Here is a 12,153-nt window from a genome sequence, read left to right on the forward strand (position 1 = left end):
AAGGAACGACCACATCGAACCACCAAGGGACAAATGACATGAAAGCCCAGCCGAAAGCCTCGCACTTCATCGACGGCGAATATGTCGAGGATACCGACGGCACCGTCATCGAGAGCCTCTATCCCGCAACCGGCGAGGTGATCGCCCGGCTGCATGCCGCAACGCCCGCGATCGTCGAACGGGCGATCGCCGCGGCCAAACGCGCCCAGCCGGAATGGGCGGCGATGAGCCCGATGGCGCGCGGGCGCATCCTGAAGCGGGCGGCCGAGATCATGCGCGAGAGAAACCGGGCACTTTCCGAACTCGAAACGCTCGACACCGGCAAGCCGATCCAGGAGACTGTTGTCGCCGACCCGACCTCGGGTGCGGATGCCTTCGAATTCTTCGGCGGCATTGCACCGGCCGGTCTCAACGGTTCGCATATCCCGCTCGGTCAGGATTTTGCCTATACCAAGCGGGTGCCGCTCGGTGTCTGCGTCGGCATCGGCGCCTGGAACTATCCGCAGCAGATCGCCTGCTGGAAAGCGGCGCCGGCGCTTGTCTGCGGCAATGCCATGGTGTTCAAGCCTTCCGAGAACACGCCGCTCGGGGCGCTGAAGATCGCCGAGATCCTGCACGAGGCGGGACTGCCGAAGGGGCTCTTCAATGTGATCCAGGGCGACCGCGACACCGGGCCGCTGCTCGTCAACCATCCCGATGTCGCCAAGGTGTCGCTGACCGGCTCGGTGCCGACCGGGCGCAGGGTGGCGGCGGCTGCCGCCGGCAACCTCAAGCACGTGACGATGGAACTCGGCGGCAAGTCGCCGCTCATCGTCTTCGACGATGCCGATCTCGATTCGGCGGTCGGCGGCGCGATGCTCGGCAATTTCTATTCGACCGGCCAGGTCTGCTCGAACGGCACGCGCGTTTTCGTGCAGAAGACCGTCAAGGCCGAATTCCTGAAGCGGCTGAAGGTCCGCACCGAGGCGATGCTGATCGGCGACCCGATGGACGAGGCGACGCAGGTCGGACCGATGGTCTCCTGGGCGCAGCGCGAGAAAGTGATCTCCTACATCGAGAAGGGCAAGGCCGAGGGCGCGCGCCTGATTGCCGGCGGCGGCATTCCGAACAACGTCTCCGGCGAAGGCTATTACGTGCAGCCGACGGTGTTTGCCGACGTCACCGACGACATGACCATCGCCCGCGAGGAGATCTTTGGGCCGGTCATGTGTGTGCTCGACTTCGACGCCGAGGACGAGGTGATTGCCCGCGCCAATGCCAGCGAATTCGGTCTTTCCGGCGGCGTCTTCACTGCCGACCTCACCCGCGCCCACCGCGTCGTCGACCGGCTGGAAGCGGGCACGCTGTGGATCAACACCTATAATCTCTGCCCGGTGGAAATCCCCTTCGGCGGCTCGAAACAATCCGGCTTCGGCCGCGAGAATTCGCTGGCCGCGCTGGAGCATTATTCCGAGCTGAAGACGGTCTATGTCGGCATGGGGCCGGTGGTGGCGCCGTACTGAAGGGATTGAGACCCCTCCCCAACCCCTCCCCACAAGGGGGAGGGACTAATATGGGGCACCGGTTTTATCCCTCTTCAATCTCATCGCTTGTGGCGCTGATTGTCGAGTGAGGCGGTGCAGCAAGTTAAGCCCCTCCCCCTTGTGGGGAGGGGTTTGGGGCGGGGTCTTAATGCCCGGGGTTTTCGGGACCGTTGCAAAAGAATCTAAGGGAACGTCATGCAACAAGCAGATTTCGTCATCATCGGCTCGGGCTCCGCCGGCTCCGCCCTCGCCTACCGCTTGTCGGAAGACGGCAAGAACAGTGTCATCGTCATCGAGGCGGGCGGCAGCGATTTCGGACCGTTCATCCAGATGCCGGCGGCCCTTGCCTGGCCGATGAGCATGAAGCGATATAATTGGGGTTATCTGTCCGAGCCGGAGGCGAACCTCAACAATCGGCGTATCACGGCGCCGCGCGGCAAGGTGATCGGCGGCTCCTCCTCGATCAACGGCATGGTCTATGTGCGCGGCCATGCCGAGGATTTCAACCGCTGGGAGGAGCTCGGCGCCAGCGGCTGGGCCTATGCCGACGTGCTTCCCTATTTCAAGCGGATGGAACATTCGCATGGCGGCGAAGAGGGCTGGCGCGGCACAGACGGGCCGCTGCATGTCCAGCGTGGCGGCTTCACCAATCCGCTCTTCCGCGCCTTCGTCGAGGCCGGCAAACAGGCGGGTTTCGAGGCGACGGAGGATTATAACGGCAGCAAGCAAGAAGGCTTCGGCCTGATGGAGCAGACCATCTTCGGCGGCCGCCGCTGGTCTGCCGCCAACGCCTATCTGAAACCGGCGCTGAGGCGGGACAATGTCAAGATCATCTACGGCTTTGCGCAGAGGATCGTGATCGAGGACGGGCGTGCCACAGGCGTCGAGATCGAACGCAAGGGCAGAATGGAGGTGGTGAAGGCGAACCGCGAGGTGATCGTCTCGGCCTCCTCCTTCAACTCACCGAAGCTCTTGATGCTGTCGGGCATCGGTCCCGGCCAACATCTGCAGGACTTGGGCATTCCGGTGAAGGCCGACCGGCCGGGGGTCGGCGCCAATCTGCAGGATCATATGGAATTCTACTTCCAGCAGGTCAGCACCAAGCCGGTGTCGCTCTATTCCTGGCTGCCGTGGTTCTGGCAGGGCGTGGCCGGCGCGCAATGGCTGCTCTCGCGCGGCGGGCTCGGCGCCTCCAATCAATTCGAGGCGTGCGCCTTCCTGCGGTCTGCAGCAGGGCTGAAGCAACCCGATATCCAGTACCATTTCCTGCCGGTGGCGATCAGCTATGACGGCAAGGCGGCGGCGAAAAGCCACGGCTTCCAGGTTCATGTCGGCTATAACCTGTCGAAATCGCGCGGTAGCGTGAGCTTGCGCTCCGCCGACCCCAAGGCCGATCCGGTGCTGCGCTTCAACTATATGAGCCATGCGGAGGATTGGGAGAAATTCCGCCACTGCGTGCGGCTTACCCGCGAAATCTTCGGGCAGAGCGCCTTCAACGACTATCGCGGGCCGGAGATCCAGCCGGGCGAAGGCGTGCAGAGCGATGATGAAATCGACGCCTTCCTGCGCGAACATCTGGAAAGCGCCTATCACCCTTGCGGCACCTGCCGGATGGGCGCCAAGGACGATCCGATGGCGGTGGTCGATCCGCAAACGCGGGTGATCGGCGTCGAGGCCTTGCGCGTCGCCGACAGCTCGATCTTCCCGCACGTCACCTATGGCAACCTGAACGGACCCTCTATCATGACCGGCGAGAAGGCGGCCGACCATATCCTCGGCAAACAGCCGCTGGCGCGCTCGAACCAGGAACCGTGGGTCAACCCGCGCTGGGCGGTGAGCGACCGCTGATCCGGTTATCCGGTTTCAGAGAAAACCGATCCACCGTCCGGCTATGAGGGCGGCGATCCAGATCGCGGCCGACAGGGCGGCGGAGAAGCGCAGACCGGGCCGGACGATGCCTGTCGACACCGCCGTTTTCCAGGCCCGCCCGAAATGAACGATCGACAGGTTGAGAAGGCCGATGGCGATCAGGCAAAGCTTGGCAAGGAAGGCGGGATTGGCGACATATTCGACCGCCTGGACGCTGAAGAGGCAGAAGCCGGTGACAACAGCCGCGGCAAGGCCGACAGCGGCGGCGCGTGACAGAAACGGCGCGACGATCTCAACCGGAACCTTGCGGAAGAAGCCGGCGAGCCTCAGATCAAGCGGCAGGATGGCGCCGACCAAGAGGCCGATCGCCAGGATATGGGCTGCGTTGACGAACATGTAGAGCGTTCCGGAGCGCCGGAGCGCGAGCGCAGGCGTGGTCGCCGACAGCCATTCGAGAGTGTCCATCACGACAGGTCAGTTCGCCCAGAGGTCAGTTCGTCTTGATGCGGTCGGGATAGATATCGTAGCGCTTCTCGCCGATGGTGAGGCGCACGGCCTTCAGCCGCTTCTCTTTTGCATCCTGCGAACGGTTTCCAAGGGCCACCACCTGGTCGCCGGGCTTGGCCACACCTTCGACGAAACCGGAGCGTTCCGTCTGGCGCGGATTGCCGAGTTCGACGCGCCAGACGCCGTCATCGGCGGTGGCGACATCGAGCGTCGGATGCGGGCCGCCCATGGAGATCTTGTCGATCGTGCCGCGCAGTTCGATCTGATCCGCCTCGGCCCAGGACCAGCCGTGATGAGCGGCCGCGCCTGTCGCGAGGGCCGCCGAGAATATGGCCGCAGCCACTACTCGCTGTGCTGAAATTCCAAACATGATATTCTCCCTACCAGCATGAGCAGGCAGGTGGAGCATCGGAGCCGGAGGAAAAGGCATTTCACCAAATCTTGAAGAAAGAGGCGGGCGTATGCTCAGGCCAGCAGCCGGGTGACTTCGGCGCCGTGCTTTGGGGCGATGGCATCAGCGATCGTTGTCGAGAACAGCACCTTGCGGGTGGCGTCGGCGACTTTGGCGAAGACGTGGCGGATCTGGCAATTCTGTTCGCCGTCGCAATCGTCGCATCTGCGGTAAGCAGTGATCGAGAGGCACGGCAGCGGCGCGATCGGGCCGTCGATGATGCGAAGGATCTCGCCGAAGGTAATCGTGTGGGCGGGCTTCAGCAGGAGATAACCGCCCTGCTTGCCGCGACGGCTGACGACGACGCCGTGATGTTTCAGGTCGAGCAGGATCTGTTCGAGGAACTTTTTCGGGATCTTTTGCTGCGCCGCGATATCGGAAATCATCACCGGTTCGTCGGCATCGGCATCAGCCAAGACCGTGAGCGCGCGCAGCGCATATTTCGCCTTTTGCGTAATCATTTTTGACCATCGACACACACAGGCGGCGCGAATTCCCGCACCGCTACGGAAGTACTTTCACCTCTATGGCACAACCAGCATGAACGGAATTTGAACGCACCGGAGAAAGCCTTGAGAGACAAGCGTTTTGGCCTTGTTTTTCGCCCTCGGCCAAGCGCGCTTAATCTATGCCAAAACCGCGCCTTCTGCACGATTTTCGGCATCACTTCAGATTTCCGATTGACAGGCTGCGTGTAACTCTACTATTTCTATAGACATTCGAGCTGCCGATGTGGATTTTCATCCGCAGGCGGCTGCTTTTCTGCATCGCGGCAGCTTCGGAGAGATATTTGCTCCTCCGGCCACAGCTTTCGAAATCCCTTTTTCTGTCCGATCCATGCGTGAACTGCGATACTCCTGATAACAAAGGACGGGATTCTCATGACTGCTATCAATAGGATTGCGGAAGAAGGGCCGATTGCGGAAGCTGCGGCGCTGAACGACAGACTGGCGGGTCTCGACCTTGCCGGACGACTGTCGCTGGTCTCCGGCCTTGGCGGCCGCGTGGTGTTCACGACGTCACTCGGCATCGAGGACCAGGTGATCACTGCCGAGATCGGCACGCACCGCCTGCCGATCGATATCGCGACGCTGCAGACCGGCCGGTTGTTTGCCGAGACGCTGTCGCTGATCGATGAGACCGAAAGCCAGTACGACATCCATATCCATCGTTTCGAGCCCGAGAAGGCCGATATCGACGCCTATGCGGCGCAATACGGCCTCAACGGTTTCTACGAGAGCGTCGAAGCCCGCCACGCCTGTTGCGGCATGCGCAAGCTGAAGCCGCTCGCGCGTGCCCTCGAAGGTGCTGCGATCTGGATCACCGGCCTGCGCCGCGGCCAATCGGCCAACCGTGCCGAAACGCCCTTTGCCGAATACGACGCGGAACGGCATCTGCTGAAGGTCAATCCGCTCGCCGATTGGGACCTGGAGGCAATCAAGGCCTTCGTTTCCGCAAACGGCGTGCCGGTCAATCCGCTGCATGCCCGCGGTTATCCCTCGATCGGCTGCGAGCCCTGCACCCGGGCGATCAAACCCGGCGAGCCGGAACGTGCGGGTCGCTGGTGGTGGGAGCAGGACGAGACGCGCGAATGCGGCCTGCATGTCGCCGAAGAGGCTGCAGCGATCGCCGCACAGTAAATCACCCCACGGCTTTCCCAATCAGGGCGCGGCGACCGCCGCAGCCTTGGGAAAGTCAACATTCCCTGGGAAAGCCAACAATCCCGGGAAAGCCGACATCAAGGAATTGCTTTGCGGGCACCCGCAAACGACCGATAGCCTGGAGTAACACATGCCCGATAGCCGTCCGGATACGGAACTCAGCAATCCGCAGAGCGCCAAGGCGCCGCTCGACCCGCATCTGAAAGCGCTGGAAAACGAATCCATTCACATCTTCCGCGAGGTTGCGGCCGAATTCGAGCGTCCCGTCATGCTCTATTCGATCGGCAAGGACTCCTCGGTGCTGCTGCACCTGGCGCGCAAGGCCTTCTATCCCGGCCGCGTGCCCTTCCCGCTGCTGCATGTGAACACCGGCTGGAAATTCTCCGAGATGATCGCCTTCCGCGACGAGACCGCGAAGAAGTATGATCTCGATCTGATCGAGCACATCAATCCGCGCGGCAAAGCCGAAAACATCACGCCGTTTACACATGGATCGGCCGCCTTCACCGACATCATGAAGACCGAGGGGCTGCGCCAGGCGCTTGATGCCGGCCAGTTCGACGCCGCTTTCGGCGGTGCGCGGCGTGACGAGGAAGCCAGCCGCGCCAAGGAGCGCATCTATTCCTTCCGCACGCCCGATCATCGCTGGGATCCGCGCAACCAGCGGCCGGAACTCTGGAACATCTATAACGGCATGATCCGCAAGGGCGAGAGCGTGCGAGCCTTCCCGCTGTCGAACTGGACCGAAGTCGATATCTGGCGCTATATCCAGGCCGAGGACATTCCGCTGGTGCCGCTCTACTACGCCAAGAAGCGGCCTTTCGTGGAGCGCGACGGCATGATGATCCTGGCCGAAGATCCGCGCCTCGAACTGCTGCCCGGCGAAGTCCGCCAGGAAGGCATGATCCGCTTCCGCACCCTCGGCGATTTCCCGCTGACCGGCGCCATCCGCTCACAGGCCACCACCCTTGAAGAGGTGATTGCCGAACTCGAAATTGCAACGGTGTCCGAACGCCAGGGCCGCGCCATCGATCGCGACCAGTCCGGCTCCATGGAAAAGAAGAAGCGTGAAGGATATTTCTGAGATGACCGCAGCCCAAACCGCCGTCTCGGCCGCAACCGTCGTCAGCCTGCCCGCCGCCGAGCCGCTCAAGGCTCAGCGCGATACCAGGCCGCTGCGCCTCATCACCTGCGGCAGCGTCGATGACGGCAAGTCGACCTTGATCGGACGCCTGCTCTGGGACACCAAGGCGGTCAAGGAAGACCAGGCCGCCACCCTGCAGCGCGATTCCACCGGCAAGCAGAACGATCTCGGCCTGCCCGACTTCGCATTGCTGCTCGATGGCCTGCAGGCCGAGCGCGAACAGGGCATCACGATCGATGTCGCCTATCGCTATTTCTCGACCGACAAGCGCTCCTTCATCGTCGCCGACACGCCCGGCCATGAGCAATATACCCGCAACATGGCGACCGGCGCCTCGACCGCCGATCTCGCCATCCTGCTCGTCGATGCGCGCCTCGGCATTCTGGAGCAAACGCGCCGTCACGCGACGATCGCCTCGCTGCTCGGGATCAAACAGTTCGTGCTTGCCGTCAACAAGATCGACCTGACGGGCTACGACCGCGCCGGCTTCGACAAGATCAGCCATGACTTCCGGGAATTTGCCCTGTCGCTCGGCGTCAAGCAGATCACCGCCATTCCGATGTCGGCGCTGAAGGGCGAAAACGTCGTTTATTCCGGCCAGGCCGCCATGCCCTGGTATACCGGCCCGTCGCTGGTGGAGACGCTGGAACTTGCCACCGTGCGCTCGTCGCAGACGGTCGGCTTCCGCCTTTCCGTGCAGCGCGTGTCGCGTCCGGGCGAAAGCTTCCGCGGCTATCAGGGCACGGTTGCCGGCGGCTCGGTCAAACCGGGCGACAGCGTCATGATCCTGCCGTCGGGCATGGTCGCCAACGTCTCGAAGATCGTCACCTTCGATCTCGTCCGCAACGCGGCCGTTGCCGGCGACGCGATCACCCTGGTGCTCGACCGCCAGGTGGATGTGGCGCGCGGCGACATGATCGTCTCAATCGACGCCCAGCCACAGGTCGGCCTTGCCTTCGACGCGCAGATCGTCGCGCTGCAGCCGGAGGGAATCGAGCCCGGCAAACGCTACTGGCTGAAGAGCGGCAGCCGCCGCCAGCGTGTCCAGGTGCAGCCGCTCAGCCAGTTGGAGCTGAAGACCGGCGCCTGGAATTCCGCCCAGCGGCTCTACATGAACGCTATCGGCAAAGTCCGGCTCGTCTTCGACGAAGCGGCGATCTTCGACCCCTATGAGCAGAACCGGCTTTCCGGCTCCTTCATCCTGATCGATCCGGAGACCAACAACACGGTCGCCGGCGGCATGGTGACCGGCAAGCGCAGCGAACTCGGCGGCCTGCACAATGGCGAAGCCCGCGTCATCCTCTCGCTTCCGGCCGATCTTGCCGAGCAGATCATGGCAAGCGAACTCTTCGCCAGCCGCAGCCACGAGGCCGATGTACGGCGCATGACGGCAGCCGAAGCCGCCGACCTTTGGTCGAGTGCCGCAAGCGATATCTGACAGGGATAAGGGGCCAGCAAGACTGGCCCCTTATGCGAGGCCGAACCCGCGGCTAAGGACTGGCTGATTCCTCGCGAAAGGCACTGTCGCAAACTTCAGTGATGAAATCGATCAGGTCCTTGGACGTTGCACGCCGGCTTTCGGCCCGAAGCGGCCAAACTCCTAGGTGTTTAGTCCCGGCATTTTCCAAGCCACCTAGGCGGGATCAGATTAATCGCACGACCATGCTCTCAGTGTTGACCCGACACCATCTTCATGATGAGCGTGATACGCTGAGCCCGGAAAGCGGGTCTTATCCTGCCGTGACGTTCAAGCTCCGCCAAACCGTGAAGTGCCGCCCAGAAAGTTTCGGTAGCGGTATCCACATCCTGAGAGAACAGCGCGATCACCGTCGCCATGGCTCCGAAGCCATCGCGAAGTTGGGCTGGCGTGTCGGATCTGGCGAAGCGGAGACAAGTCGGCAGGACGAACATCGCCTCGTACATCGCAGGGCAAGCGAAAGCGAAATCGAGATAGGCGGCTGACGTCCTCCACTCGCTCCTTTGACGTGGACGATGGCCGGATCGCAGCGCGGAGCATCGCAGCCAATTCGCCGAAGCCTTCGAGCGCGACATCCGAAAATCCCCGTGGGTTTCGTGCGACTTGGATTTCCTTTCTGGTGGTGCTGGGTCGCTGCCGCCTTCGGGCTCGTAACTGAGGTGCTTTTCGTCACAGCCGGCACCCGATATATCGGGGTCGCGTTGGGCTCCTCCATTATGCTCGCCGTGATCGCGGCCATTGTCCGTATCCAGAACTATCGGGAGCTCCCGCCACCTCTCGTGTTCCTGTTACTGCTCGCACTGGCGAGTGTCAGTGGCCAAGTCTGAATATCTCGCGGTAAACAGTGGCACCCAGATGGGACCCTAGGCGTGCGACCGGAAAAGGTCTCCATCGCCAGGGCGTCGGGTGTCGTCCAATCCTCTCTCATCAACCCACCTACAAGAAGACGTCACTCGGAGCGAAATCGCAAAAGAGGAAAGTTTGCGAGTCCCAGAAATGGTCACGCCTATAGGTCGTAGATCTTATGAGCCACGACTGCGCAAACGAACTTGCCGCGATCGGACGACCGCGGCCCTGGGAAGCGACGTGATTGTTCTGCAGGCGGCGGTTCACGAGAATGTGATGAAGAATTGGCGAATATCGGTGGTGGCCAGCGTGTTGTCGTCCAGGGCAGAAAACGAAGGAGTTCTTGCGATGAAAATCCATCCCTTGATTACCGCAGCGTTCTTGCTGATTTCCACCTGCGGCGTTGCCCAGGCGGACGACCACCTTTTCCAGGCGGAACAGCATGGATTGAAGTCCGGCAGCACGGCAGCTGCCACGACGCATGCCTTTACGACCAACAGAGCCGATCACAGCGGTACATTGGCGCCCGGCCAGGGAAGTCCATTCACCGGACACGACACCCAGACGCCGGCCACTGACACAGATGCCGCCAACGAGCACGCCAACGTGAAGCCCCGCTGAGGAGGCCAACGGTCACTCAGCTCGAATTGCGATTAGGCTGAGTCCGTTCGGTAGATCGATTTTGAAGGCGCAGAGATTGTATTTCTTGCGCCTTCATTGTGCATGACAGTCTGCACCCACTCCCACTCGCCGCCTCCGGTTCGTCACGTCGGAACTAGTGTTGGCCTCGCAATCGCCGCCAGTTTTCGGCGAGGCTTTAGATATTCGTTTGCTAAGCTCTTGAGAGGAGTTGAACCCCTGCCCTTTCTAACCAGCTTGAGGCGAATGAATGCTAAGATATTATGTTGATTATGACCTGCTGACGCTTGCTGGCGACTGCACTTCGCCTTTGGCTATAGATCGCCAGTGGAATTGAAATCCAGCTTGCCGCAAAGAACCGATCAGAACCTGAGACCGTGCGATAAGGTCTCCGCATCTGCTTCCGGCCTGAAGCGGTCAGATGGCTTTCCTCTAGACTTTAGTATTTCCGCGATCTACATTTGAGCCTCTGTGAGCCTGAAATTATATCAGGTCTCAGCCCCTTCGCATCGCCCACCTTCACCATTTGCGGTTCGGGCCTGCGTTTCACCCCCCATTCAACGCAATTTCACCGCGCAAGCGGGAGGAGTTTCCATGGCCAATGCCCAATGCGCCTGCGGCGCTCTAAAACTGATGCTCAGCGAGCCGCCACAATTGACTGCGCTGTGTCACTGTTTGGCTTGCCAGCGGAGAACTGGCGCGCCGTTCAGCGCAAATGCTTTCTACGCGATCGGCTGTGTCGAAATATCCGGAACATCTACAGAATTCATTCGTACCGCCGAGAGCGGTCGCAAGGTCCGAATGCACTTTTGCCCAACGTGCGGCTCGACCGTCTATTGGAAGGCCGATGCTGCGCCGTCCTGGATCGGGGTGGCGGTCGGCTCCCTTGCCGACCCGGCCTTCGCGCCACCTGCCATGTCAGTCTTCGAACAATCCAAACATAATTGGGTGCAGCTTGACGAAGCGGTAGAGCACTTTCAAAGCCATCCAACCCTCCCATTGAAATGAATTGACGCGGGAAGGTCGGTGAGCGCACGGGCTTTCAGTCCGGATGCCACGCTGCCGACGCGTTCAATGACTGCCTCTCCCTTTGCTGCCCCGGCCAACTGAGCACTACTTGCCGAGAGCGCTCTTCAACGCATCGACGACGACGCGGACGGAGGGGACGTCTTTGATATCAGAATGGACAACCAGCCAGACCTCTCTTGTCAAAACCTGTTCGGTCTCGATGCGCTGGAGACCGCTGGGCCCCGGGGCGGCGAAATCGGGGAGCATGACGACACCGGCGCCAAGGCTTGCCGTTGCGGCCTGGAACTCCAGAACGGACGACCGCAGCGCGATCGGCCGGCCGGCGGCCAGTTCGGTCAGCCGCAGTTGCTGCGGTGAGGCGTTCATGGTTTCGTCGTAACCGATGAAGGTCCAGTCCGACGGGGAAACCGTTTCGAGATAGGTCCTTGATGCGTAGAGATGGAAGCTCATTTCGCCGAGCTTGACGATGGCGTAATCGCCGTCCTCGGGACGCGACATGCGCACGGCGATATCCGCCTCTCGTCTATTCAGCGACGCGAGGCGCTTTTCTCCGACGAGGGTAATCTGAACACCCGGATGGTCTCGCCTGACGGCGGCGATCGGCTTTGCGAGCAGCACACTTGAGAGAGCGGGCGGCGCGCTGATCCTCACATGGCCACGCAATTCCGTGGCACTGCTGCGGCCAAGCTGCTCGATTGCCGCAGTCTGCGCGGCGACAAGAGCTGCGTGCCTGGCAACCTGCTCTCCGTCCGAGGTCAAAATGATGCGCCGTCCGCGGCGGTCTACCAGCTTGCGTCCGAGACTGGCTTCAAGCGACGAAATGCGCCGGCTGATCGTCGCATGTTCGACGCCGAGCTGCTTTGCGGCGCCAAGCAACGTTCCCGACTGCGCGAGCGCCAGGAAATGCCGAAGGTCGTCCCAGTCGAGTTGTGTGAATTCTCTCCCAATCATTGTGAAGCTATAGGGAATTTTCACACATCACGCCATCGGTTAATTTGCGCCCATGA

Annotated in this window: 11 protein-coding genes and 1 pseudogene; 7 read left to right on the plus strand and 5 right to left on the minus strand. The window is 61.5% G+C overall.

Features of this window, described 5'->3' with window-relative positions; translation table 11 throughout:
- The first annotated feature begins 38 nt into the window (after positions 1-38).
- Both betB and betA read left to right on the plus strand, forming a co-directional pair.
- Complete coding sequence (gene betB, locus ACS4RR_RS19550) at positions 39-1,502, plus strand: betaine-aldehyde dehydrogenase (RefSeq protein ID WP_162119596.1); 1,464 nt, start codon at positions 39-41, stop codon at positions 1,500-1,502.
- Between the two features lie 216 nt (positions 1,503-1,718).
- Positions 1,719-3,371: a choline dehydrogenase gene (gene betA, locus ACS4RR_RS19555; protein WP_222282065.1), complete on the plus strand. Its 1,653-nt coding sequence runs from the start codon at positions 1,719-1,721 to the stop codon at positions 3,369-3,371.
- Between the two features lie 15 nt (positions 3,372-3,386).
- Here betA and ACS4RR_RS19560 read toward each other — a convergent pair whose 3' ends face one another.
- The 3 genes from ACS4RR_RS19560 to ACS4RR_RS19570 all read right to left on the minus strand — a co-directional run bounded on the left by ACS4RR_RS19560 (position 3,387) and on the right by ACS4RR_RS19570 (position 4,811).
- A complete protein-coding gene (locus tag ACS4RR_RS19560; RefSeq protein WP_456189167.1) occupies positions 3,387-3,860 on the minus strand; it encodes a DUF6644 family protein in 474 nt (157 codons plus the stop codon).
- A gap of 22 nt (positions 3,861-3,882) precedes the next feature.
- Entirely contained in the window at positions 3,883-4,269 is a 387-nt protein-coding gene (locus ACS4RR_RS19565; RefSeq protein ID WP_456189168.1) for a DUF6152 family protein, read from the minus strand.
- Between the two features lie 95 nt (positions 4,270-4,364).
- Positions 4,365-4,811, minus strand: a complete 447-nt coding sequence (locus tag ACS4RR_RS19570) for an RrF2 family transcriptional regulator (RefSeq protein ID WP_170258683.1) — start codon at positions 4,809-4,811, stop codon at positions 4,365-4,367.
- Between the two features lie 420 nt (positions 4,812-5,231).
- Between ACS4RR_RS19570 and ACS4RR_RS19575 the strand changes: the two genes are divergently transcribed.
- From ACS4RR_RS19575 to cysN, 3 genes are all read left to right on the plus strand, one after another.
- Positions 5,232-5,990 carry a phosphoadenylyl-sulfate reductase gene (locus tag ACS4RR_RS19575; RefSeq protein ID WP_222282062.1) on the plus strand — a complete coding sequence of 253 codons (759 nt, stop codon included), beginning with the start codon at positions 5,232-5,234 and terminating at the stop codon, positions 5,988-5,990.
- A gap of 151 nt (positions 5,991-6,141) precedes the next feature.
- Positions 6,142-7,095, plus strand: coding sequence for a sulfate adenylyltransferase subunit CysD (gene cysD, locus ACS4RR_RS19580; protein ID WP_003546395.1), 954 nt, complete (start codon positions 6,142-6,144; stop codon positions 7,093-7,095).
- A gap of 1 nt (position 7,096) precedes the next feature.
- Entirely contained in the window at positions 7,097-8,593 is a 1,497-nt protein-coding gene (gene cysN, locus ACS4RR_RS19585; RefSeq protein WP_017963421.1) for a sulfate adenylyltransferase subunit CysN, read from the plus strand.
- A 230-nt stretch (positions 8,594-8,823) separates the two neighbouring features.
- Here the strand turns inward: cysN and ACS4RR_RS19590 are convergent.
- A pseudogene (locus ACS4RR_RS19590) lies at positions 8,824-9,205 on the minus strand (TetR-like C-terminal domain-containing protein); the annotation flags it as partial.
- A 513-nt stretch (positions 9,206-9,718) separates the two neighbouring features.
- Between ACS4RR_RS19590 and ACS4RR_RS19595 the strand changes: the two are divergent.
- A complete protein-coding gene (locus ACS4RR_RS19595; RefSeq protein ID WP_456189169.1) occupies positions 9,719-10,099 on the plus strand; it encodes a hypothetical protein in 381 nt (126 codons plus the stop codon).
- A gap of 612 nt (positions 10,100-10,711) precedes the next feature.
- Positions 10,712-11,125 (plus strand): GFA family protein, encoded by a 414-nt coding sequence (locus ACS4RR_RS19600; protein WP_456189170.1) that lies wholly within the window; start codon positions 10,712-10,714, stop codon positions 11,123-11,125.
- Between the two features lie 105 nt (positions 11,126-11,230).
- On the opposite strand, the gene ACS4RR_RS19605 is transcribed toward ACS4RR_RS19600, so the two are convergent.
- On the minus strand, positions 11,231-12,097 hold the full coding sequence (locus tag ACS4RR_RS19605; RefSeq protein WP_260298884.1) for a LysR family transcriptional regulator: 867 nt from the start codon (positions 12,095-12,097) through the stop codon (positions 11,231-11,233).
- Between the last annotated feature and the right edge of the window lie 56 nt (positions 12,098-12,153).

This window comes from Rhizobium zaerense, from assembly GCF_051810725.1.
GTDB lineage: Bacteria > Pseudomonadota > Alphaproteobacteria > Rhizobiales > Rhizobiaceae > Rhizobium > Rhizobium leguminosarum_I.